Source organism: Alcaligenes sp. 13f, assembly GCF_020496585.1.
Lineage (GTDB): Bacteria > Pseudomonadota > Gammaproteobacteria > Burkholderiales > Burkholderiaceae_B > Alcaligenes > Alcaligenes phenolicus.
The window spans coordinates 158,094-183,388 of the sequence record NZ_JAHKKC010000002.1; the positions used below are offsets into that span (position 1 = coordinate 158,094).

A 25,295-nucleotide genomic window follows, 5' to 3' on the forward strand; every position below is an offset into this window, starting at 1 on the left:
GATCCCTCATGAAACGTACAAACTCTGCCAAGGATGTCCAGGGTCGCCCTTTGGGGCAGATTCTGGACTCTTTGCTGCTGGACCAACGGCTGGTGATTCTGGATCAATTGGCTTTGCAACTGGCCGAGCTGCATGAGAGCCAGGAATGGTATGGCGCGCTGGGGCTGGATACGGTGGTTTTGAGTGATGAAGGTCTGGTTCAGTTATTGCCGCTGGAGCAGAACATGCACAAGCGCAGTCTGGCACAGGCGCGTGCTCAGGGTATGGCCTTTGATGAGCCTTGCGCGGCCCCCGAGCAATATGTGGATGATCCTGTGCGGCCTGCCGGTCCCTGGACGGATGTCTACGCTTATGCGGCCTTGCGCTGGCAACTGACAACGGGCTTTCCTCTGATGGCCGCCCCTTGGCGGCAGTTGAAAGATCCTGTGGTGATGGACGAGGACGCGGACGGTCCGACGCAGGCCATGTTGCAGGGCCTGGCCCTTGACTGGGTGCAGCGGCCTCAGTCCATGGCTTCTTACCGAAGGCTGGAACGATTGGGGCAAGTGCCAGAGCCTGTGCCCGCACATGCTCCCGCTGCGCAAACTGTGCTGCCGATTACGCCTGAACGCCGGTCTTCCTTGCCATTGTGGCTGGCGGGTTTGGCAGTAGTCGTTCTGGCAGGGCTGGGGGCGGCGTATTGGAGCGGTGATGGCGATACTTCCGGGCCCGCTGTTGCAGCGTCTGATTCCAATCGTCCGGCGGTGGTGGGCGCCACGCCTGAGGAGTCCACATCAAGGCCGGGACCGGGATCAATCACGTCGGAGTTGCAGGGCGGGCTGGTGGCGGCTGGGGAGTCCAAGCCGAATGATGTAGCTGTTTTGGGGGCAGGGGGGGCGTCTGCACCTCAATCGGGGCAGCCTTTGGAGGCAGGATCAGATCAGCTTGGGTCGCAGTCGACAGGTGCACAAAATGACTCGGTGGCAGGGCAGCAATTAGCCCAAGCTTCGGGCTCGCAAGCCGCGACAACACCGGAGTTGAAACTGCTGGCCGAGTCGGGAGCTTTGCAGCCTGCTTTGCCAGTTCAAACACAAAACACATCGGATGATGCAGCTCGCCTGGTTTTGGCCGATCATGCTGCCGGAACAGCCGGAACAGCCGGAACAGCCGGAACAGCCGGAACAGCCGGAACAGCCGGAACAGCCGGAGCCGCTGGAGGGGGAGCAGCAATAACAGGCGCCTCCGGAGTTAATGAAACTACCGGGGCTGCGGGAAGTGCCGGAGCAATGGGAATTACCGGGACTGCTACGGCCACTGCATCAGGGGTGGCCGCAAGCACGCAAACCGACTCCTCTGAGCCTTCCGCGCAAGTCGATCATGTGGAACAACTGGAGCCGGTCGCTGCCAAGCCTGCGCCACCTGCCAAGGGCACAATCGCCCTGGATATACGGCCTTGGGGGGAGGTCTATGTGAATGGCCGAAAGCAAGGTGTCAGCCCGCCTTTGAAGTCCTTGTCGCTGGCTCCAGGCTCGCACCGCATTGTTGTCAAGAATGCGGGATTGCCAGAGTTCAGCACAACAATTCGAGTGCGCTCAGGAAAGACGGCCAGCGTCAGTCACGAGTTCAAATAGGCTGCGAGAACCGAGAACCGAGAACCGAGAACCGAGAACCGAGAACGAAGACGCTTGAAGGCGGCGTAGCTGACTTACGTCGTCTTGCGCTTGCCGATCAGCCCTGTAGCCAGCAATGTCCCGAACAGAACGGTACTCATACCGATCAGCATCTGCGCGGTCAGGGCCTCGTCCAGCAGCAAGGCACCCCACAACACCCCAAAAGGTGGCACCAAAAAGGTCACCGTAATGGTTTTGGAGGGGCCGACATTGGACAGAAGGCGGTAAAAAATCAGATAGGCGACGGCCGTGCACAGCAGGGATAAGGACAGCGCAGCCCCCCAGGCATGCAGGCCCGGAAACTGTGCGGGCCACCAGTAAATGGCTGCGGGCAATAGAACCAATGTTGCGCTGACCATGCTGCCTGCTGCTACTGCCTGTGGCTGCACGCCGCGCAGATAGCGGGCGGTAAAGTTGGCGGCAATACCGTAAAACACTGTGGCCAGCAAAGATGCCAGCACAGCCCAGCCTTCGGCGCCTTTATTGAAGCTGAGCTTGTCGTACACCAGAATCAGAATGCCCAGGAAGCCCAGACACAGGCCCAGAATGCGGCTGGGTGTCAGGCGCTCTTTCAACCAGACTCGTGCCACCAGTGCGCCGAACAAGGGAGCCATGGCATTCAAGACGGCCAGCAAGCCCGACTCCAGTCGCAAGGCTGCGAAGGCGTATAAGGAGAAGGGCACGGCGGCATTCAGAATGCCCAGCGCAAAGATGGGTTTCCAGTTCGCCAGAAAGATGGGCAAGCGTCCCGTGACGGTGATGTAGCTCATCAAGGCCAGGGCGCTGACACCGACCCGTATGGCGGTCAGGGGAAAGGGGCCAAAGTCGGGGACCGCTTGCAGCGTAAATAAAAACGAGCCGCCCCAGATGGCGGCCAGCAGGAATAAATCGCGTAAGTCTTTGGGGGACATGGGAGTCAGATTGGTGGCGGCGGTCCGCATGGGCCGCATAACAGAGCCGATTGTAATCCTCTGGTCGCGACCAGGACACTGATGCGGGGCGTTCAAGTGGAAGGTCTGAAATCCCTTGATGCTTTAAACAGACAGCTCGTTGTTCAAAGCCCGTTTCAGGACGTTGAAGACGCGTTTGTCCCCGCATTGAGCGACGTTGAAGCGCAGAAACTGGGCAGCATCAGGAGCTTGGCTGAAAACAGGGCCAGGGGCCAGCACGATGCCATGGGGTAGACAGGCGCGTGTCAACGTCAGGGCATCATGCCCGGCGGGCAGGCGCACCCAGAGAAACATGCCCTCGCGGGGGCGCAGCCATGGCGTCAGGCCAAGTTGCTGCAGCTGTGTCACGGCGTGATCCATGGCTTTGGAGAGCCGGTATCGAACTCGTTCCAGATGTTTGCGATAGCCGCTGTCGCCAAGCGCGCTGTTCAGAATATGCGAGGCCAGGCGGTTGCTGCTGAAACTGGTGGCGGTACGCAAATCGACCAGGCTCTCGATCCATGGAGTCTGGGCCGCGATATAACCGCAGCGCAAGGCGGCCGACAGTGTTTTGGAAAAACTGCCTATCTGTACTACGCGGGACAGCCCATCCAGTGCCGCCAGTCGGGTAGCGGGTCGGGTCTCCAGATCCCCGAAAATATCGTCCTCAATAATGTAGAGGTCGGCGCGTTGCGCCATGGCCAGCACGCTATGGGCCGTCATGGCCGAAAGACGTGCGCCGGTTGGATTGTGTATGCCTGAATTGGTGATGTACAGGCGGGGTTTGTGTTCTTTAAGGGCAGCCTCAAAGGCCGCCAGATCAGGGCCCTGATGGGTATAGGGCACGCTGGCGATTTTGGCCCGATGCGCTCGCAGCAGCGCATGGAAATTGAAGTAGCAGGGGTCGTCCACCAGGACCGTATCGCCTGGCTCCAGAAAGAAGCGACAAAGCAGGTCAATAGCTTGAGTGCCCGAGTCGGTCAGCATGATGTGATGCGGGGCAGCATCTATTTCGGACTGCACGAGACGACGGGCCAGCATTTGTCGCAAGGGCTCCAGGCCCAGAGGCGAGCCGTAGTCCGTCAAGTCCGCGCTGGGGCTACGGGCGGCCTTACGTAAACCGCGGCGCACTCCTTGGTCATACATCCAATCCGAGGGCAGCCACCCGCAGCCGGGCATCAGGACATCGGCCTCGGCTTCCAGAGATTGGCGCGAGATCCATAAAGGATCGATATCCTTTTCCAGAGCTGGTTCCAGGGCGGCCAAGCTGAGTGGAGCCAAAGGAGCCGTCACATAAAAACCGGAACCCGCGCGAGCCTCGATCAGACCTTCGGCGGCCAGCCTGCCATAGGCTTCGACAATCGTGGACACTGACACGCCTGCCGATTTTGCTTGTGCGCGTACGGATGGCAGGCGGGTGCCGGGCGGGTAGGTCCGTGCCGCGATGCGTTCACGTACGGATTGCATGATGTGGTCGATACGGGTCAAAGCAGACATGGGGCGGGCTCGGGCACGGTGTACGGGTCTGGTAAGCAGTACAGTTTTTTAAAACTGTACTGGACTGTGCCTGTGTATGCTGGCATAGCTGTGTTGTACTGACAAGCATCTTTGTTGGAGAGTGAATGATGGATAGCAAGGCAGTCAGCTGGCTAAATGGCTTTATAGGCGTAGCAATCTTTGCCGGATCTCTGCCGGCTACACGTGTTGCTGTGCTGGGCATGGATCCTTTTTTCCTGACTGGCGCGCGAGCGGTAGTCGCTGCCTTGTTGGCAGCTGTCTGGTTGCTGATCGGGCGTGTGGCACGGCCAAAGCGATCAGACTTGTTACCCCTGGCCGTGGTTGGTTTTGGTGTCGTGCTGGGATTCCCCTTGTTGACGGCGCTGGCCTTGCAGTACATCACTTCGGCGCATTCTATTGTGTATGTCGCCTTGCTGCCTTTGTGCACAGCCCTCTTCGGGGTGGTCTTGGCCGGAGAGCGGCATAAGCCCGTGTTCTGGCTGTGCTCTGTTTTAGGCTGCTTGCTGGTGATGGCCTATGCCGCGCGAGAAGGTCTGGATGCGGCCTGGCAAGGGGACCTGTATATGCTGGCCGCCGTGGTGGTGTGTGGCTTGGGTTATGCCGAAGGTGGACGTCTGTCGCGTCGTTTGGGTGGCTGGCAAGTTATTTGCTGGGCCCTGGTGCTCTCCTCGCCTTGCATGTTCGTCATGATGCTGTGGTTCTGGCCGCAAACATTCAGCAATGTGAATACAGCAGCCTGGTTAGGTTTCGGCTATGTGTCAGTGTTCAGCATGTTCCTGGGGTTTGTGTTCTGGTATCGGGGGTTGGCGCAGGGCGGGATTGCCGCAGTGGGGCAACTGCAGTTGTTGCAGCCTTTTATGGGCCTGGGACTGGCTGCCGCCTTGCTGGGTGAGTCCGTCAATGCCAGCATGATCTGGGTGACTTTAGGCGCTGCCTTATGCGTAGCCGGTGCGCGGCGCTTTGCCTCCTGATGGCAGAAGCCGGACGATAAAAAACCGGCCTGTCCCATTCATGGACAGGCCGGTTTCAAGACAAGCTGAGCAAGCGTTTTAGGCTTCCGCGTGCTTGGCTGCTTCTACCGCTGCATGCGTATCTTCTTTAGCACCATTAAAGAACAAGTTAAGCAGAACGGCAGCAATCGAGGTCAGCAAGATGCCCGATTCGATCAGCGGGTGAATGGCGTGAGGCATCCACTGCATGTAGTTGGGCGCAACCAGCGGAATCATGCCGACGCCAATGGAGATGGCCACGATCATGGAGTTGTTGCGGTTGGTTTTGTAATCCACGTTGGACAGGATGCGAATACCGGTGGCCGTCACCATACCGAACATCACAATCCCGGCGCCGCCCAGCACCACTGTGGGCAGGGACTCAACCAGGGCAGCCATTTTGGGCAGCAGGCCCAGAATGATCAAAATCACACCCCCGGCCACGCAGACAAAGCGGCTGCGCACGCCTGTCACGGCAACCAGGCCCACGTTTTGCGAGAAGCTGGAGTAGGGGAAGGTGTTGAAAATGCCGCCCAGCAAGGTGCCCAGACCGTCGGTGCGCAGGCCGCGTGCCAGATCTTTCTGATCCACTTTCTTGCCTGTCATGTCGCTAAGAGCCTGGAACATGCCGGTAGACTCAATCAGCACCACAATCATGACCAGTGTCATGGTCGCAATGTGCAGGATATTGAACTTGGGCATCCCGAAGTGGAAGGGCAGAACCAGATCAACCCAAGCTGCATTGGCGACTTTCTCGTAGGTCATGATGCCCATGGCCGAGGCCACAATGGCGCCAATAACAATACCCAGCAAGACGGCCACGTTAGCCAGAAAGCCTTTGGCAAATTTGGCGATCAGCAGGATCGAGGTCAGCACGATGGCGGCAATGCCCAGGCCAGTCAGGTTGGCGTAGCGCGGGTTCGGTACCGTTGCTTTCAAGGCCAGACCTTCTGGAGGTGGGGGCAAGGCCGAGCCGGGCATGGCTGCGGCCGATTGTGCGTGCTGAATCCAGGCCAGGTGGTCGGGGTTGATGACCGTGGGGGCGGTAGGGCCAACAGGGTTACCGAAAATCCAGTTGATCCCCACTCGCATCAGCGTAATGCCGATCATGGCAATAATGGTGCCGGTGACCACAGGCGGGAAAAAGCGCAGCATGCGGCTGACGGCAGGGGCGATGATCATGGTGATGATCCCCGCCCCGATGACCGTGCCAAAGAGTAACTGGGCTCCTTCCTGGCCGGGGTTGGCCTGTGCCATGGAGACCATGGGGCCGACAGCGGCGAAGGTCACGCCCATCATGACGGGCAGCTTGATACCAAAATACTGCGTAAAGCCCATCGATTGGATGATGGACACGATGCCGCAGACAAACAGGTCAGCAGCAATCAGGATTGATACTTCTTCAGACGTCAGGTTTAATGCCCGGCCCACAATTAGTGGAACCGCGACGGCACCGGCGTACATTACCAGAACGTGCTGCAAGCCCAGTGCAGCCAGCCTGCCGTTCGGTAATCGTTCGTCGACGGGTGCGGTGGTCGCGTTCGTACCCATGAAATGTCTCCAGAGTGGATTAATTATTAGATGAAGCCATTTCAATGTAACGGCGTGCGACAGCCCTGTCATAAGACAATTCGTATAGAGCCTAGGTGGACCTAGCTATAGATGAGGGATAACCCCCAAAAAAAACGCCCTGATTTGGGCGTTTTTGATGCGGCTAAGGGAAAACACTGCTTTGGTGACACATGGTCAGGCCATGAGGGAAGGTCGTTGTATACCGGCACCAGTAACGGGTTTGCGCTCGTCGCGCGTATGTCGTGTTTGTATCAAAAATGAGTTTTTCACTACGACTTGATGGTTGTGTCAGACCTACTGGAACGTCAGCAAGTGTCAGTCATGGCTGCCTTGTAAGCTGCCTGATAGTCCTGAAAAAGCTCGTCTGGCGGCTTTAGCACAGCATCGGATTGTTACAGTGCGGCCCTGCTCGATTTCAATTCTTTATAGATTAGAATAACTGCGTAATGGTAACATTCGCAGCTGCTAATCTTTTTGCAGTGCAGCAGGCTACCGCCAAGTAGGCAGGGTTTTTTGGCGAGGAACAGTCTTTGCTTAATGTCGAGTTGAAGTTTTTATTTCGCTAAAGGTGGCGACGAAATAAAAAAACCTTTGATATTTTGCCTAGTGTCTTGATTAGACAGCCTTGGTAAATATACCCAAGGCTTTGTTATTTTTCAAACACTCGTTTTTTGTGCTTAACAATAAATAGAATAATATCGTCAGTGAATATTTAATTTGGATGTTTTATTTTTGGCATGATCGCTTAAATAAAAATCGAAAATAAATATTATCGGATTACATGGAATTTATATATATTCCATGTAATTAGGGTTTGTAAATCATAGTAACGGGACGTAAGTTTCGCCATTGTTTACTGGTGTGCTGCCTGCGACACGGCTATGTCAGAAGTCGTTGTCCGAAATAGCGTTTTATCAAATATGACTATTCCGTGCTCCGCGGTGACAGGGCAAGTCAGTAAAGATCGAAAGGGTAGGGTGCGTGTCTCAAAATACAGGCAAGGGTGCTAAGGAGTTAGAAGCATCCCGTACGGATATTAATAAAAGCAATACTGCGTCTGGAGCAATCGCCATTATTGGTATGGCGTTTCGCTTTCCGGGTGACCTGTCGCAGCCCGACCAGTTCTGGAATGCCTTAATTGAAAAGCGCGATCTGGTTACGGAAATCCCCGCGGACCGCTGGGCGACGGCCGAGTTGCAACACGATAAAAGGTCCGAGCCGGGGCGTAGCATTACTTTTTCGGCCGGTGTCTTGTCGCGCATTGACGAGTTCGATGCGGACTTTTTTGGCATTTCCCCTCGCGAAGCCGCCTGGCTGGACCCCCAACAACGCTTGTTGCTGGAGCTGTCCTGGGAAGCCATGGAGAATGCGGGCGTCTTGCCCTCCAGCATGGCCGGTAGTGACTGTGCGGTTTATGTTGGTATTTCCGGCCTGGATTACGGCATGCGCGGTCTGGACGATTTGGCCAGCCTGACAGCCCATATGATGACCGGCAATACCATGAGTATCGCCGCCAACCGTCTGTCTTATATCTACGACCTGCACGGTCCGTCCATGGCGGTGGATACCGCCTGCTCGTCTTCTTTGGTCGCTTTGCATCAAGCCTGCTCAAGTTTGCGCAGTGGCGAGGCTTCGACAGCCTTGGTCGGTGGCGTCAATCTGTTGCTGCACCCTTATCCCTTTGTTGGCTTTACCAAAGCGTCGATGCTGTCGGCAGATGGCCGTTGCAAGGCGTTTGATGAAGCTGGTAATGGTTACGTGCGTTCCGAAGGTGGCGCGGTACTGATGCTCAAGCCCCTGGAGCAGGCGCTGGCCGATGGCGACCAGGTACAGGCCGTCATTTTGGCAACGGGCGTGAATGCCGATGGGGCTCGCAAGACCGGCATTACTATTCCTAGCTGCCAGGGACAAATCGAGTTGATGCGCTCCGTGCTGGAGCGCAGTGGCCTGACAGCGGCTGATGTGGACTTTGTAGAAGCCCACGGTACCGGTACAGCCGTAGGCGATCCTGTTGAAACCACCGCCATCAGCGCGGTGTATGGCAAATCGCGTGAGCAGCGTTTGCCTATTGGTTCAGTCAAAGCGAACTTGGGCCATATGGAATCGGCCTCCGGCATGGCTGGCCTAGTCAAGACAGTGCTGGCATTGCAGCACCAAGCCTTGCCGCCTGCTTTGCACTTGAATACCCCCAATCCCGCCATTGATTTTGATGGTTTGAATCTGGAGCTGCTGCCCCAGGGCCGCGAGTTGCAGCGTACCGATGGCAAGCCTTTGGTCGCAGGACTTAACTCGTTTGGCTTTGGTGGTGCCAACGCCCACGTCTTGTTGCAGGCTCCTGTAGCGACAACTGCCCAATCGGCAACGGTGCCGAACTTGGGTTTGCCGCCTTTGGTCTTGTCGGCCAAGACAGAAGCCGCTCTGCGTGAGCAAGCGGGTAATTATGCGGACTTGCTGGACGGCAAGACGGCACAAGATTTTTACGATGTCAGCTACGCGGTCACTCACCGTCGTCAGACTTTGGCTCGTTGTTTGATCATTCAACCCGAAACGGTTGAAGAAGGCGTGGCGCAATTGCGTGCTTACGCGCAAGGCCAAGCCCCACAAGGTTTGCAAACCGTAGACGCCCTGAGCAAAGAAGGCCAATTGGCCTTTGTCTACGCCGGTAATGGAGCGCAGTGGTTGGGCATGGGCGTGACCTTATTGCGCGAGTCCCCTCGTTTCGCGGCTTTGCTGTCCCAGCTGGACGCCATGATGAAGCCCTTGGCGGGCTTTTCGCTGCTGGAACAATTGCAGGCCGAACCTGCCGCTTCCCGCATGGACGACACGACAGTCGCCCAGCCTTTGTTGTTTGCTATACAGGTTATTGTGACGCGCATGCTGCGCGAAGATGGCATTGAACCTGATGCCGTGACTGGCCACAGTGTGGGCGAAATCGCTGCTGCCTGGGCCGCTGGTGCCTTGGATCTGGAACAAGCCATACGCGTTATTTGTGCCCGTAGTCAGGCTCAAGGTCTGACTCGTGGCCAAGGCCGGATGGCCGTTATCGGTCTGTCGCACGAAGCGGTGAACACCTTGCTGGAAGGCTTGGGTGCGGACTTGGGCGTGAATGTGGCGGGGGTAAACAGCCCTTCCAATATCACTCTGTCCGGCAGTCTGGAAGGCTTGCAGCGTATTCAGTCTGCTTTGGAAGGACAAAGCGTTTTCTTCCGCCTGCTGGATTTGGATTACGCCTTTCACAGTCCCTATATGGATGGCTTGCTGCCGCATCTGGAAAAGAGCCTGGGCGATTTGCAGCCCGGTCAGCAGGCTCCACAAGCCCGTTTTATCTCGACCGTTACGGGTGAAGAACAGTCCCCGCAAGAGCTGGGCGTGGATTACTGGTGGCGCAATATTCGCGAACCCGTGCAGTTCGAGCAGGCTATTGCCTGTCTGGCGAACCAGGGCTGCCGCGTATTTCTGGAAATTGGCCCGCACGCCATTTTGCAGCGCTACATCCGTGAAACCCTGACTCAGTGTGAGATTCAGGGCGTGGTGTTGCCCAGCTTGCGCAAGCATGACGATGGCCCGCAGCGGCTGACTGATACGGCCTTGCATACCCTGGCTTTATTGCCGACCCAATTGAAAGCCCGTTTCCCTGTGGCTGGCAATCCAGTGGAGCTGCCCGTTTACCCATGGCAGCGCGAGCGTCATTGGTACAAGAACAGCACAGAAGGGATGCGCTCCATCGAGCGTCGTCGTGTGCATGATTTGCTGGGTTGGCGTTTGCCGGATAGCGATATCAGCTGGGAAAACGTGCTGGACCCGGTGATTTTGCCTTGGCTGGCGGATCACAAAGTGGGTGGTGCCATGGTGTACCCAGGTGCCGCTTATCTGGAAATGGCTTTGGCTGCAGCTTGTGAGTGGCTGGGCGAAGCACTGATCCTGGTGGACGAGCTGGATATTCTGGCTCCGCTGGTTTTTGATGGTGAACATGCCCGCAGCCTGCGTTTTGTGCTGAGCCCGCGTGATGGCAGCTTCCATATCAAGAGTCGCCAACGCTTGAGCCAGGACGAGTGGGTGGTACACGCCAGCGGTCGTATTCTGGCTTCGGATGAACGCATGCCCGTGGCGGAACTCTCGCCCCTGGCCTCGGCTGAACTGCATATTGATCGCGATCGACACTATCGCTTGGCGCATTCCCTGGGTCTGGATTACGGTCCGGCCTTCCAGGGGTTGAAAGCCTCGCAGGTGCAAGGTACTTATCTGAGTGCCGAACTGGAGATGCCCGTCAGCCTGGAGCAAGATGGCTATCTGTTGCACCCGGCCTTGATGGACGTGTGCTACCAGTCTCTGGTGGATTTCTTCGCACAAGATATTGAAGCAGGCCAAGGCGTGGCCTTGCTGCCTGTGAAAGTAGGCCGTTTCACCCTGTCTACAGAAGGGCAGGTAACGCATTTCCGTGCACACCTGCGTCGTAGCAGTGCCCGTTCGGTACTGGCGGATTTCGAGTTGTATGGAGCTGATGGCCGTTTGCTGGCCAGCGCCCAGGCCTGCCGTTTCCGCGCTGCGTATTTCTTGCGCCAGGATCGCCACGCGGTGTCGAACTGGCAAATTACCCCGTATCTGCGCCCTCATCCTCGCGATGAGCGAGTTGCCGTTACGCTCTCGCCTGAGCAACTGGCCCAAAGCGGCTGGGCAGCACTGGCTGACCAGCAGCAAGAGCGAGAAACCTGGTTCCAGCAGACTTTGCCTTTGCTGGATGCCTTGAGCCTGTCCTTTATTTATGAAGCCTTCCAGAACGTAAAGCCTTCCGAACTCAGCGCCGAAGTATTGAATAGCCCGTATGGCCGCTGGCTAAGCGAGCTGCTGCGCGCTGAAGAGCTGCTGCAAGATGACGAAGGCTATCGTGTGGTGGAGCAGGCCGATATGCCTGCCGCCCAGGACTTGTGGCGCACAATTTTGCAGGATTCGCCTAGCAGCTTGCCGCAACTGACCCAGATTGGTTCGGTCGGACGCCAATTGCCGGCCTTGTTGCGTGGCGATATTTCAGGCGAAAAACTGCTGGCTTCCTTGCGCCGTTCCCCCGTGGTTGAAGTGCTGTATGACGATGACCCCATGTATCTGGGTGTGCGTCTGGCACTGGAAACCCAGTTGCGAGAACTGGCTGCGAACTTGCCTGCCTCCCAGCGACTGCGCGTGCTGGAAGTCGCCGTAGGCCCAAGCGATTTGCCCAAGACTCTGGCTGCTTGCCTGTCCGAAGACCAGTTTGAATACGTATTGGCTTTGCCAGATGCTGATTTGCAGGCTCGCCAGGCGACGCAGCACCATGCTTTGGCCAACGTGCAGGTGCTCGGTTTTGATCTGCAAGACTGGCAACTGGAGCAGGTCGATAAGCCCCAGTTCGATGTCGTGATTTTGCGCCACAGCCTGCACCGTACCGTGCATGTGCCTCCCGCCCTGATGCGGAGCAAGCAATGGCTGGCGACGGGTGGGGTCTTGCTGGTGGCCGAGTGTCACCCTGACTGGCATGCAGACTTCTTGTCCGGTCTGGACCAAAGCTGGTGGCATGCCGCCGGTGAGTCGCAATCCTCCTCCTTGTTGTCGCCCGAAGGCTGGCACAAGGCGTTGGAGCAAGCAGGTTTTGAGCAGGTGCAAACTGCGCAAGAGCCTGCCGCACAGGAATTGAGTGAAGGAGCCTATTTGTTGCTGGCCAAGGCCGCGACAACGCAGGCGATTCCAAACCAGGAAGCCGTCGCTGCAGCGAAATGGGTCTTGTTGTTTGATGAGGCTTCTCAAGTTCAAGCCCATTCGTTGCAAGCCCGTTTGGAAGCAGCTGGCCAAACAGTTAACGCTCAAATCTGGCCGCTCAGTGCCGACATTTTGGCTGAAGAGAGCCCTCTGAATGTAGTGCAGATGCTGGGTTGGGCCGATACTGCTGCTGCGGTCAGCCAGACCAGCGCGCAACTGCTGAGCCTGACGCAGGACTTGTCCGCCCGTACCGTTGCAAGTCGCCTGTTCCTGGTGACGCAAGGCGGTGCCTTGCCGGCGATGGCAGAGGAATTGGATTGGGCGGTGAATCCAGCCCAGTCGGCCTTGTGGGGCTTTGGTCGCGTCGTTATGAACGAGCTGCCCGCCTTGTCCTGCACCTTGATTGATCTGGCCGGTGATGTGAATGCCAGCGATATCGCTCAGCGTCTGGAACTGGAGTTGCTGTGGCCGGATGAAGCAACAGAAATTGTCTTGTCCCAAGACGCACGTCATACCTTGGTGCTGGAAGAGGCTACTGCGGCAGCGACTGCCCAGCTAAGCCAGGATGCGCGCTTCAAGCTGGACTTTCAGGTGCCCGGACAACTGCGCAATCTGGAATGGCAAGCTGTTCAAGCGCCGAGCCTGGCTGCGGATCAGGTTGAAGTCCGTACCATGGCAGCGGGCCTGAATTTCCGTGATGTGATGTATTTGATGGGCCTGCTACCAGACGAAGCTGTAGAAAACGGTTTTGCCGGGGCCAGTCTGGGCCTGGAGTTCTCGGGCGTCGTCACCCGCATTGGGGCTGATGTCACCAATTTGACGGTAGGCCAGCCGGTGATGGGTTTTGGTTCCTCCTGCTTTGCCAGCCATGTGGTGACACGTGCGGATGCTATCGCTCCCATGCCTGAAGGCTGGGATTTTGACGCAGCCGCCACCGTTCCAACGGTGTTCTTCACGGTCTACTATGCCCTGACGCATCTGGCTCATATCCAGCCCGGTGAAAAAGTGTTGATACACGGTGCCGCAGGTGGTGTGGGGATTGCTGCAATCCAGCTGGCCCGTCATTTGGGCGCAGAGATTTATGCCACCGCCGGTACAGACGAGAAACGCGTATTCGCCTCCTTGCTGGGCGCTGACCATGTGTTCGATTCGCGCAGCCTGAGCTTTGCTCAGGACGTGATGGATGCTACTGGCGGCGAAGGTGTGGACGTAGTGCTGAACTCGCTGGCGGGTGAGGCCATGCGCCGCAGTTTGGACGTCTTGAGTCCCTTTGGCCGTTTCCTGGAGTTGGGCAAGCGTGACTTCTTCGAGAACACGCCGATTGGTCTACGTCCCTTCAAGAGCAATATCAGCTACTTCGGTATTGATGCCGACCAACTGCTGACGGGACGCCCAGCTTTGGCGGGACGTTTGTTCAAGGAAGTCATGGAGCTGTTCCATGATGGCGCGCTGTTCCCACTGCCTTACCGCAGCTTCGGTGCCGAGCATGTAGTTGATGCATTCCGCGCCATGCAGCAGGCTCGTCACATCGGCAAGCTGGTGGTTTCCCTGAAGGATGCCCAACCCCGTTTGCCTGCAACACAAATCGCTGCCCCTCTCGACTTGTCCGAACAGGGCACGTGGTTGGTTACGGGTGGCTTGTCTGGCTTCGGTTTGGCTTCCGCCCAATGGCTGGTCAAGCGTGGCGTGCGCTCTCTGGTCCTGGCTGGTCGCCGCGGTGCCGACACCCCTGGTGCACAAGAGCTGCTGGAGCAGTTCCAGGCACAAGGCTGTCGCGTGCAAATCGTGGCGTGTGACGTTACGGATTCCGCAGCAGTACAAGCTGTTGTCGCGCAGATTCAGACGGGTGATAGCCCACTGACTGGCGTGCTGCATGCTGCCGCCGTGTTTGATGACCGCCTGATCGCCAATATGGATCAGGACAGCTTGAACAAGGTGCTGCAAACCAAGTTGGTGGGTGCATGGAATCTGCACCTGGCTACTCAGGATTTGAAGCTGTCCCACTTCGTGCTGTATTCGTCTGTGACGACTTCTATTGGTAACCCCGGACAGGCGAACTATGTAGCCGCCAATGCAGGCCTGGAAGGCCTGACGCGCTTGCGTCAGAACCTGGGGCTGGCGGCTTCGTGCATCGCCTGGGGGCCGATTGGCGACGCAGGTTACCTGACCCGCAATGAAACTGTGAAGGACAGCTTGGGCAAACGTCTGGGCAAGGCGCCGTTGCAGTCGGATCAGGCACTGGATCAACTGGATCGCGTCCTGGCCGCCAATGGCGAAGTGTCCATTGTGGCCAACTTCGACTGGAATGCCTTGGCACGCTTGCTGGCCTCGGCCCAAAGTGAACGCTTTGCCATCTTGAACCGTGCCCGCAAGGATCACGACTCAGGCAGCGATGGCCAGGATATTCACACCTTGATCGCTGGCAAAACGCCCGAGCAAATTCACGCTTTGGTGGCCGAGTGGGTGGCGCAGGAAGTTGCCAACATTCTGCGCACCGAAGTAGACCGTATCGAAACCCAGCGCTCCTTGCATGATCTGGGCATGGACTCCTTGATGGCTGTGGAACTGGCCCTGGGCTTGGAGCAACGCTTTGGCGTGCAGTTGCCCGCCATGGTGCTGAACGATTCTCCCACCGTCTGGAACGTCGCGGCCCGCATTGTGGACAAGCTGACGGCCGGTGGCGAGGACTCGGCAGAGCAGGACGCTGGGCACTTGGTGGCCGATGTCGTACGTCAGCACGGGGACGATATGTCCGAGGCTGACTTGCAAGGCTTGGCAAAAGATGTACAGCGATTGGCAGAAACAGGAACATCACTGATCCATGAGTAAGAACGATCTAGCGCCAGGCAGTAAAGCACAACTGATACAGCGCATTCTGGGACGTAAAACCGGACAAGCGGCCAGCAATGGCCGCATGGCCGAGCAGTCCGCCACTCATCAGGGGGCGGCCAGCCATATTCCGGAGTCCTTCACCCGCTTTGACCGCCATCCCGGTTACGAGAAAATGCTGGTGCCCAAGGCCATGGCTGATCGTATGGGCGTGCGTAACCCCTTTTTCCGCAGCCACGATGGTGTGGCCGCTGCGCACACCCGTATCGACGGGCGTGACTATCTGAACTTTGCCAATTACAACTATCTGGGTCTTTCTGCACACCCGGAAGTGAATGCGGCCGCCAAAGCCGCGATGGACCAGTACGGCACATCGGCTTCGGCCAGCCGTTTGGTAGCAGGCGAGCGCCGCGTCCAGCGTGAGCTGGAAGAAGAGCTGGCGCAGAACTATGAGGTGGATGATTGCGTGGTTTTTGTCAGTGGACATGCCACCAACGTCAGCACTATTGGTTACTTGTTCGGTCCCAAGGATCTGGTGATTCACGATAGCCTGATCCACAACAGTATTTTGCAAGGCATCCAGTTGTCGGGTGCCGCCCGCCGTTCCTTCCCTCACAACGACAGCGCCGCTCTGGAGCGCATTCTTGCCGAGATTCGTGGCCAGTTTGAACGTGTGCTGATTGTGATCGAAGGCTTGTACAGCATGGATGGCGACATTCCGAACCTGCCTGCATTTATTGACATAAAACGGCGGTATAAAGCGTTTTTGATGGTCGATGAAGCTCACGCCCTGGGCGTGCTGGGCAAGACGGGTCGCGGCTCGCACGAACATTTTGGTGTGACAGGCCGTGATGTCGATATCTGGATGGGCACCTTGAGCAAGACCCTGGCAAGTTGCGGCGGCTATATCGCTGGCGACCGCGCGCTGGTGGAGCTGCTCAAGTACGCTGCCTCCGGCTTTGTGTACAGCGTGGGGATTTCCCCCGTGCTGGCGGCTGCCTCACTCAAAGCCCTGCAGATCATGCGCCGGGAACCCGAGCGTGTGCATACCCTGCAAGAACGGGGCAGTCAGTTTCTGAATTCGATGCGCTCGATGGGAATCAATACCGGCTTTGCCGAAGGCTACGCCGTGATTCCCGCGATTACAGGCAGTTCTCTTAAAGCAGTCAAACTGTCCGGCCAGTTGTTTGATGCCGGTCTGAATGTGCAACCCATTATCCATCCTGCGGTGGAAGAAAAAGCAGCGCGCTTGCGCTTTTTCCTGTCCTCCACGCATAGCCAGGATGACATAGACCTGGCGTGTGAAACCGTTCACACGCTCATGAAGAAATAAGCATGGCTCAATTACTACACACAGCAGTAAGCAAGATTGCAGCAATGGGACGGCCAGTACTGGCCAGCACCCTGGTCGTCGTACTGGCCGGATGTGCCACGATGCCCGACTGGATGCCTGCAGACGGCCCCAGCCGCCAGCAAGTACAGGAACGACGTGAAGGCCGTATCGAAGGCATCACCCTGGTCAACGTGACAGACGAGTTGACCAAGAAGTTGGCCGCTAAAAAGCGCATGGGTGACTTTGCAGCCCAGTTTCCCAGCTCCGGCTCGAATAATTACCTGATTGGCCCTGGCGATGTGCTGGAAGTGTCGGTTTGGGAAGCGCCGCCAGCTATGTTGTTTGGTGCTATCGCGTTGGATACTAATGCGACAGGAGCTACCACGAATGCGGTGGCATTTCCGCAGCAAATGGTCACTCCAGATGGCATGATAAGTATGCCTTTTGCGGGTCGTATTGCCGTCAAGGGTCGCAACACCCAACAGATTGAAGAAAGCATTGCCAAGCGCTTGCAAGGCAAAGCCAATAACCCACAAGTTTTGGTGCGTGTCATCCAGAACAACACATCCAATGTGACAGTGGTGGGGGAAGTTAATCAAAGCACCTTAATGCCTTTGACACCTAAAGGCGAACGCCTGTTGGATGCCCTGGCTGCGGGCGGTGGCGTAAAACAAGCGGTTAACCGTATTGCCATTCAGCTCTCGCGTGAGATGAATACATCTACGATGGCACTGGATACGATCATCCGTAATCCCAACCAGAACATCATGCTGAAACCGGGTGATGTAATTACGGCTTTGTATCAGAACCAAAGCTTCTCCATTTTGGGAGCAACCGGCAAGAACGAAGAGATTCCGTTTGAGGCACAAGGTATCTCTTTGGTTCAGGCCCTGGCCCGTTCGGGTGGTCTGGATACGTCACGAGCTGATGCCCGCGGTGTGTTTGTCTTCCGCTTTGAAGATGCGGCACTGGTGGACGGCGCGCCTGAATCGACACTGCTGGACAAGAAGGGCGTCGTACCCGTGGTGTACGAGATTGACCTGCGTGATCCAGCTTCTTTCTTCGTCACCCAGAACTTCCCGGTGCAGGATAAGGATGTGATTTACGTTTCCAACTCGCCAGCGGCGGAGTTCCAGAAGTTCCTGCGTCTAGTGGTGTCGGTGGCCGTGCCTAGTACGACGTTGAACAGGATGGTGGATTGATGTTAGCTACATCCGAAACGAGTTTTTTTGATGGGAGCCAAAATGACTGAGCAGGTACGTAGCCCTATGGCCGTCACCTGGTCGGTCTGGCGGGCGCTGTTTCTGCGTGAAGCGTTGGATCGTCTGTTTGATATGCGTGCGGCCTGGTTTTGGCTCTTGATGGAGCCGGTGCTGCATATCAGTTTTATCACTTTCCTATTCACTGTGATCCGTTTACGGACCGTGGGTGGTATTGATGCATCGATCTGGATTGTGATTGGGATGTTGGCATTTTTCACGTTCCGGCGCACCGCTGTTCAAGTGATGTATGCGGCTGATAGTAATAAACCTTTATTTGCTTATCGGCAGGTTCATCCGTTTGATACGGCGATTGCTCGCGGTGCTCTAGAAGCATTTCTGATGGCTTTGGTGTCTGCTGTGATTCTTACAGGGGTCGCCTTGTTTGGACATGATGTGCGTCCAGATGACCCTATACAAGTTTTAATCACCATGTTTGGCCTTTGGGTGTTTGGAGTGGGGTATGGGTTGATTGCTTCGGTATTGATGGCTCTAGTACGAGAAACCGAGCACGTATTAAAGATATTGATGATGCCCTTGTACTTGATTTCAGGTGTCATTATGCCGATCTCAGCAGTGCCTCAGCCATATAGAGATATTCTGTTGCTTAACCCATTGGTTCATGGTCTGGAGTTGGTGCGGCATGGTTTCTCCAGTTATTACCATATGGTCCCCGGCATCAGTATGGGTTACCTATATGTGTGGGGGGTTGTGAGTTTGTTTTTTGGACTCTTGTTATACCGACGCTTTACACAGCAGTTGGTGATGAAATGATTGTTGTTAAGGATGTGTATAAGCGCTATAAGACGGCGCACGGCGTTGGTAGATGGGTTTTAGAGGGAGTTAATTTAACGATTCCCCCTAAGGTGAATGTGGGGTTGATTGGATCCAATGGCGCCGGTAAATCTACTTTGTTGCGTCTGATTGGCGGGGTGGATCACCCGAATAAAGGATCGGTGCAGCGATTGTGTCGGGTATCTTGGCCGATGGGAAACGGAGGCTTAGAGGGTACGTTGACGGGACGTCAAAATGCGAAGTTTGTGTGCCGTGTGCATGGGCATCAAGATGACTTGGCTGACCGAATAGCCTTTATCAAGGATTTCTCCGAGTTGGGACAGGCGTTTGAGCAGCCTATTTATACCTATTCTTCAGGAATGCGTTCCAGACTGCAGTTTGCCCTATCTTTCGCGTTTAATTTTGATGTTTATATCTCTGATGAAGTGACGGCGGCTGGGGATGCCGCCTTCCGTAAGAAAGCCGCCGATGCTTTCAAAACGATGACTAATCGTGCCGGGCTGATTATGGTGGCGCACGATAATAGAACTTTAAAACAATTCTGCCAGGCTGGAGTCTGGCTGCATCAAGGAAAGGCGCATTGGTTTGACCAAATTGATGATGCGCTTAATGCCTATAAGGATTCGCTTCCAAAATGACCGAAACACCTAGTGCAACTACGCAGGCTAGTGCTCCATCTGTACAGGCGCCATCTAAAGGATTTACGTTTTTGACGCGAGTGAGAGCTCTTTTCTCTTTGCGCCTGTTTGATTACGCAGTGCATCTGATCTTAGCCTTGGCAGCGCTGACAACCGTGTATTGGTTGGTCTTTGCCTCGGATAGATATGTGTCTGAGGCGAATGTCATTATCCGTAAGACAGACTCCGTAGGAGCCCCTACGTTTGATCTTGGAATGTTGGTGTCAGGGGTGGCTTCGGTAGACAGGGCCAACCAACTTTTATTGCGTGATTATTTGCTCTCTGTAGACATGCTTAAGAAGCTGGATGCTTCCTTAGATTTACGGACGCACTACAGTTCATCTGAGCATGATCTAGTGTCTCGGATGTGGTTTCATGACTCGTCCATGGAGTGGTTTTATCGCCATTACCTGAGCCGTGTTCAGGTGGAATTTGACGATTTTTCCGGCGTGTTACGCATAAAAGTACAAGCCTACGACCCGGAAACGGCTCAAGCTATCACCCAGCAATTGGTTCAGGAGGGAGAGCGCTACATGAACGTGCTGGGTCATGAAATGGCTCAAGTACAAGTCGATTTTCTGGTGACTCAGGTTGATCAAGCACAGGATCGCTTTCAAAAGGCGAGCCAGGATCTACTGAACTACCAGAATCAGGCTGGATTGTTATCGCCACAGGCGACGGCGGAAAGTATCAATGCCATTGTGGCTGCATTGGAAGGGCAGCGTGCTCAGCTACAGACACAGTTAGCATCTTTACCGAAAACCTTAGATCGAGATCACCCGAATATTGTGAGGATTAAACAATCCTTGAAGGCTGTAGATGCACAGATTAAGCAGGAGAAGCTTAAATTGGCTACTCCTTCAGGTGGAACGTTAAACACGTACGTGGAAGAGTTCTACCGACTGGAAATGAATGTGCAGTTTACACAAGAGTTATACAAGTCTTCTTTGGGGGCTTTAGAGAAAGGGAGGATTGATGCGACTCGGATGTTGGAGAAAGTATCAGTCTTGCAGTCGGCGACATTGCCTGAATATCCAATGGAACCCCGTCGTTTGTACAACTCTTTGGTTACTTTACTTTTGGCCATGATTTTGGCTGGAATTTTGAAGTTGCTCAAGAGCATTGTGCTGGATCATGTGGACTAAATTTTGATTGCATAGAGTGTCAGTTAGTTTGGGCAGACGAGGTTTTTCTTGTTTGGGATTATGAGAGGGCTGACTTAAGCATGTTCGATTTTTTAGCCTGCCGCCTCTTGAGTAAGTGGGGAGTACGTAGCTTTTCATTTCGTGAGCGTTGGTGGTACAGAACGTAGCGCACCTGATAATTGTTTGTATTAAGGGTATGTGGGGTCAATAGATGAAAGTTTTAACTGTATTTGGTACGAGGCCGGAAGCCATCAAGATGGCTCCGGTCGTTAAGGCACTGGCTGCCGACTCTGCGTTTGATGCGCGTGTTTGCGTTACCGGTCAGCATCGCCAGATGCTGGATCAGGTTCTGGATATTTTTTCCATTAAACCTGATTTTGACTTGAACCTGATGAAGCCAGGCCAGGACCTGTATGACATCACCAGCAACGTGCTGTTGGGTATGCGGGATGTGTACAAACAATGGCAACCAGACATGATCCTGGTGCATGGTGATACGACTACCACCATGGCCGCAGCTTTGTCGGCCTATTACGCCAAGATCAAGGTCGGTCACGTAGAGGCTGGCTTGCGTACTCATAATAAGTACTCGCCGTGGCCAGAGGAAATGAACCGCCGCCAAGCAGGCGTACTGGCTGATGTGCACTTCGCCCCGACCGAGCAGTCGCAAGCACACCTGCTGCACGAAGGAGTCGATCCTAAAACAGTGCACATAACAGGCAACACTGTTATTGACGCGTTGCTGGATGTAGCCGCACGCGTACGCCAAGACTCCGAACTGCGCAGCCGTTTTGAATCGCAATTCTCTTTTATCAATCCAGCCAAACGCTTGGTTTTAGTGACGGGGCATCGTCGCGAAAACTTTGGTTCCGGCTTTGAAAACATCTGCCTGGCTTTGCGCCAGATTGCCTCCCGTGGTGATGTGCAGGTGGTGTATCCAGTGCACTTGAATCCAAATGTTCAGGAACCAGTACGTCGTATCTTATCCGACGTTTCCGATGTTCATTTGATCGAACCACTGGATTATTTGCCCTTTGTTTACCTAATGGATCGTTGTGACCTTTTGGTTACTGACTCCGGGGGCATTCAGGAAGAAGCGCCTTCTTTGGGCAAACCGGTATTGGTGATGCGAGACACGACCGAGCGCCCTGAAGCCGTGGATGCAGGAACTGTGCGGTTGGTGGGAACAGAAACACACGCCATTGTCAGCGCTGCCACGCAGTTGCTGGATGACGCTGCGGAGTATGAGCGTATGGCGCGGGCGCACAACCCTTATGGTGACGGCAAGGCCGCTACACGTATTGCCGAAATTTTGAAAACTTTGAACTTTTGACTCGGAAAACCAGCATGTTTGAAACTTTATCCATGATCGGCCTGGGCTATATCGGCCTGCCTACTGCAACTTTATTTGCGTCGCGCCGCAAAAAGGTGATTGGGGTTGATGTGAACCCTCACGCAGTTGATACGATCAATCAAGGACGTATTCACATTGTTGAACCTGAACTGGATATGCTGGTGCAGGCAGCGGTAAGTGGCGGTTATTTGCGCGCAACGTTGACCCCAGAAGCTGCTGATGCCTTTTTGATTGCAGTTCCTACGCCGTTCCTGGAAGGTAATAAACCAGATTTGAGCTATATAGAACAGGCCGCCAAAGCTATTGCGCCCGTTCTGGTTAAAGGTAATCTGGTCATTCTGGAGTCGACCTCTCCTGTTGGCACGACCGAGCAATTGGCTCAATGGTTGGCTGAAGCCCGCCCAGACCTGAACTTTCCTCAGCAAGCAGGTGAGGAGGCTGATATTCAGGTTGCCTACTGCCCTGAGCGTGTTCTGCCCGGCCGTGTGGTACACGAGTTGGTCAGCAATGCTCGAGTGATTGGCGGTATGACCCAGAAAGCTACTGATATGGCGATTGAGTTGTACCGGATCTTTGTAGAAGGGGATCTGGTGCCAACGAATGCTCGTACAGCTGAAATGTGCAAACTGACAGAGAACAGCTTCCGCGATGTCAATATTGCGTTTGCCAACGAGCTGTCTCTGATTTGCGATCGCTTGAATATTAATGTGTGGGAACTGATCAGCCTGGCTAACCGTCACCCACGCGTTAATATTTTGCAGCCCGGCGCCGGGGTGGGTGGGCACTGCATCGCCGTGGACCCTTGGTTCATCGTGGACAAGACACCTGAAGAGGCTCGTATTGTTCGCTTGGCCCGTGAGATCAACGACTACAAACCTGAGTGGGTTGTAGAGAAAGTTAAAGCTGCTATTGCCGGAGTGTTGTCGCTGCGTCCTGATGCGCGTATGGCTGACATTAAGGTTGCATGCCTAGGCTTGGCATTTAAACCTGATATCGATGATTTACGCGAGAGCCCTGCTGTTGGCATCGCCAATAAGATTGCTAGCCTGGGCTGCAAAGTGAATGCGGTAGAGCCTAACATTCAGAGTCTACCTGCCAAGTTGCAAGGTACTGGTATCGAGTTATCCGCTCTGGGTAGCGCCATGGCTGATGCTGATGTCGTTTGCGTTCTCGTTAAACATCGCCCGTTCATTGAGCAAAAGGCTGAGATTCAAAAGCATGCCCAATGTATTGACGTGGTTGGGTTGTTTTCTGAATAAGTTTTTATAAATCTGGTATTTAGGCGGCATAGCACTATTTAGTATTTTTCTTAAAAAAATATGCTGGATTTTGATTTAAGTATTGAATGTTGTTCTAAATACCAGCTTTCTTAGGTGTGTTATTGGTCGGTAATACAGCTTAGGGAATATTTTAACTAAAACTGTAGTTAAGGTATTCGATTTGTATTTCTGCTTTTTCGTTGAGTTATAGCGTTTGGGCGGGTTTTTCTTGGTTTGTAAACTGAGAGATAGGCGATGATGCAAATGTTAAAGAAATTCTTTGGATTAAAAGAAAGAGAAGAAATACCGCTAAAAAAGAATAGCGTGTATTTTGATTTTTTTGTGGATGATGCCTCAGAGGTGAAGGTTAGCATTGTTGCTGCCGTCACGCGTATAAAGGGGAAAGGTGGAGATTTAAAAAAAGCTGCTGTCGCTCATTTCGAATTTTATGATGAGAAAGGTGCTCGTGTCGAAATCGCTAATAATTCTTTATCAGTTAGCTCGGTGATTGGTACGTATAAGTATTTAGAGTTAAATGAAAATGAGGATGTGTCCACGGATATTGATTTGAGTGTGGGTGCAGGGGTGAAGTCAATTAGGTTGGGTCTTCGAGGTTGGGATAAAAATATCTCAGTTGTCTTAAGACAAAAGCCAGCGGCTAAGTTGACAAAGAATAAAGTATTAGAAATCGGCTCTGGGGGTGAGGAAAAGCAGGTAAATGTAAGTGTTTATGAGTATAGGCCAGTGGAGCGCGAGCGGTTGAAAAGAAAACCAAAGGTTTTCGACATATTAGTTAAGAATTTAGATTGTCAGAGAAAAGCCTTAGTGAAAATATTTTCGTTTATCGAAGAAAAGTTTTCTAAGTCTGATAGGTTAAAAAACTCTGCATTGGCTTCCTTTGAATACTTAGATTCAAGTAATCGTGTCATGATGCCAGATGAGGGGTTGGCAATCAGTCCTGCTGTTGGGTCTTACAAATATTTATCAGCGAATCCAGGGAAAATAGCTGAAACTATTGTTGAGATTAATATTCCAAAAGGCTGTTCTGTTGTCCGGATATCACTTGTGGCTTGGTCCAATGAAGTAGATGTTTATTTGAAGGACGAGCCGTATATTGACCTGATCCAAGAGGATGATGAAGAGCAAGTTACTGTTCAAGGGCGTATTGATGAGATCCTTGAAAGGGCTGCAGGCAGCAAAGGGTTGGTGTTCTTATATACAACGGCTCCGTTGATGGGACATACGTCGCTTGGGCTGCGTCCAAATCGACTCGCTAGAGAGTATGCAAAACTTGGGTATTGTGTAGTATTTTTTCCTTTTGGAAAAGTTCAGGACAATGAAATTAAATATCAGGATAATATTTTTCAATTTAATCGAGAAATTATTGCTTCATTGCTAGAAGGTGCTACCAAGCTATGGGGCGTGGATATTTTATTTATTTGTAGCTCTTTTCCAGATACCTCTGCCATTGCAGCTGTTGATTTTGCCAAAACATACGGTTGGAAAACCTTGTATGAGGTTAGAGATGAAATGGAGGAGTTTAACCGGGTTGGGTATTCTGTATGGTATCGATCTCGGCTTGAGGCATATATGTCTCAGCGTGTTGATAAGATTATTACGGTCAGCCCATCTTTGCGCGACAAAATGATTGTTCTGGGGGCGAATCCAGAAACTACTTTAGTGATCCCTAATGCGGTGGAGGAAGGGTTTATCCAGAAGGCTGAGGCTATTAGGCGAGGCCGTGTGGAAAAACACGGTATTAAGGTGTCAAAAAAGGTAGGTTACATAGGGCATCTAACCCCCTCTTGGTTTGATTGGCCATGGGTTATTGCAGCCGCTAAGGCTCTTCCTCATGTTGATTTCGAAATCATCGGTCATGGGGCTCCGGAAGGCTTGCCTTCTGTTAAGAATTTAAAGATCTTGGGGCCCAAGACACATGATGAATTTTTGGATATTTGTAAGACATGGAAAGTGGGTTTGATCCCATTTAAGCCGTCACGCTTGACTCGAGCTGTAGATCCAAATAAGTTATTTGAATACTTGGCGGTAGGACTAAGTGTTGTTAGTTCAAACATGGGAAGTGTGAATGAGAGTCCAATTACTTATGTGTATAAATCAAAAGACGATTTGATTCAAAAGATTAAGTATGCTTTGGATGAAAAAATAGATGATGTAGGGTTGGCTGATATAGAGAGTTATCTAAATTCGGCAAATTGGAAAGAACGGGCAAAATCCACATTAAATTGGGTGTTTGGTTGAT

At 53.8% G+C, this 25,295-nt stretch carries 14 protein-coding genes; 11 read left to right on the forward strand and 3 right to left on the reverse strand.

What is annotated here, in order from left to right; translation table 11 throughout:
* The first annotated feature begins 8 nt into the window (after positions 1-8).
* Positions 9-1,610 (forward strand): PEGA domain-containing protein, encoded by a 1,602-nt coding sequence (locus tag KOE80_RS02245; RefSeq protein ID WP_226348239.1) that lies wholly within the window; start codon positions 9-11, stop codon positions 1,608-1,610.
* A 74-nt stretch (positions 1,611-1,684) separates the two neighbouring features.
* Here KOE80_RS02245 and KOE80_RS02250 read toward each other — a convergent pair whose 3' ends face one another.
* Positions 1,685-2,599, reverse strand: coding sequence for a DMT family transporter (locus KOE80_RS02250; protein ID WP_009463539.1), 915 nt, complete (start codon positions 2,597-2,599; stop codon positions 1,685-1,687).
* Positions 2,600-2,683: 84 nt separating this feature from the next.
* On the reverse strand, positions 2,684-4,075 hold the full coding sequence (locus KOE80_RS02255; protein WP_137430559.1) for a PLP-dependent aminotransferase family protein: 1,392 nt from the start codon (positions 4,073-4,075) through the stop codon (positions 2,684-2,686).
* Positions 4,076-4,203: 128 nt separating this feature from the next.
* On the opposite strand from KOE80_RS02255, the gene KOE80_RS02260 reads away from it, so the two are divergent.
* The gene (locus KOE80_RS02260) at positions 4,204-5,067 is read left to right on the forward strand and encodes a DMT family transporter (RefSeq protein WP_226348301.1); all 864 of its coding nucleotides are present in this window, start codon (positions 4,204-4,206) and stop codon (positions 5,065-5,067) included.
* 78 nt (positions 5,068-5,145) lie between these two features.
* Here the strand turns inward: KOE80_RS02260 and KOE80_RS02265 are convergent, their stop codons facing one another.
* On the reverse strand, positions 5,146-6,636 hold the full coding sequence (locus KOE80_RS02265; protein WP_226348240.1) for a nucleobase:cation symporter-2 family protein: 1,491 nt from the start codon (positions 6,634-6,636) through the stop codon (positions 5,146-5,148).
* A 1,002-nt stretch (positions 6,637-7,638) separates the two neighbouring features.
* Here KOE80_RS02265 and KOE80_RS02270 point away from each other — a divergent pair.
* The 9 genes from KOE80_RS02270 (at position 7,639) to KOE80_RS02310 (ending at position 25,294) form a co-directional block, all read left to right on the forward strand.
* On the forward strand, positions 7,639-15,213 hold the full coding sequence (locus KOE80_RS02270; RefSeq protein ID WP_226348241.1) for a type I polyketide synthase: 7,575 nt from the start codon (positions 7,639-7,641) through the stop codon (positions 15,211-15,213).
* Positions 15,206-16,546 carry an aminotransferase class I/II-fold pyridoxal phosphate-dependent enzyme gene (locus tag KOE80_RS02275; protein WP_226348242.1) on the forward strand — a complete coding sequence of 447 codons (1,341 nt, stop codon included), beginning with the start codon at positions 15,206-15,208 and terminating at the stop codon, positions 16,544-16,546. Before KOE80_RS02270 ends, KOE80_RS02275 begins: the two co-directional genes overlap by 8 nt.
* Positions 16,547-16,548: 2 nt before the next feature.
* Positions 16,549-17,748 carry a polysaccharide biosynthesis/export family protein gene (locus tag KOE80_RS02280; protein WP_226348243.1) on the forward strand — a complete coding sequence of 400 codons (1,200 nt, stop codon included), beginning with the start codon at positions 16,549-16,551 and terminating at the stop codon, positions 17,746-17,748.
* Positions 17,749-17,790: 42 nt separating this feature from the next.
* Positions 17,791-18,579, forward strand: a complete 789-nt coding sequence (locus KOE80_RS02285; protein WP_226348244.1) for an ABC transporter permease — start codon at positions 17,791-17,793, stop codon at positions 18,577-18,579.
* Positions 18,576-19,238, forward strand: a complete 663-nt coding sequence (locus tag KOE80_RS02290) for an ABC transporter ATP-binding protein (RefSeq protein ID WP_226348245.1) — start codon at positions 18,576-18,578, stop codon at positions 19,236-19,238. The genes KOE80_RS02285 and KOE80_RS02290 overlap by 4 nt, the downstream gene beginning before the upstream one ends.
* Complete coding sequence (locus KOE80_RS02295; RefSeq protein ID WP_226348246.1) at positions 19,235-20,422, forward strand: chain-length determining protein; 1,188 nt, start codon at positions 19,235-19,237, stop codon at positions 20,420-20,422. Before KOE80_RS02290 ends, KOE80_RS02295 begins: the two co-directional genes overlap by 4 nt.
* A gap of 211 nt (positions 20,423-20,633) precedes the next feature.
* The gene (gene wecB / locus KOE80_RS02300; protein ID WP_226348247.1) at positions 20,634-21,755 is read left to right on the forward strand and encodes a non-hydrolyzing UDP-N-acetylglucosamine 2-epimerase; all 1,122 of its coding nucleotides are present in this window, start codon (positions 20,634-20,636) and stop codon (positions 21,753-21,755) included.
* Positions 21,756-21,769: 14 nt separating this feature from the next.
* A complete protein-coding gene (gene wecC, locus KOE80_RS02305) occupies positions 21,770-23,035 on the forward strand; it encodes a UDP-N-acetyl-D-mannosamine dehydrogenase (protein ID WP_226348248.1) in 1,266 nt (421 codons plus the stop codon).
* A gap of 264 nt (positions 23,036-23,299) precedes the next feature.
* Positions 23,300-25,294, forward strand: coding sequence for a glycosyltransferase (locus tag KOE80_RS02310; RefSeq protein ID WP_226348249.1), 1,995 nt, complete (start codon positions 23,300-23,302; stop codon positions 25,292-25,294).
* The last annotated feature ends 1 nt before the right edge of the window (position 25,295 follow it).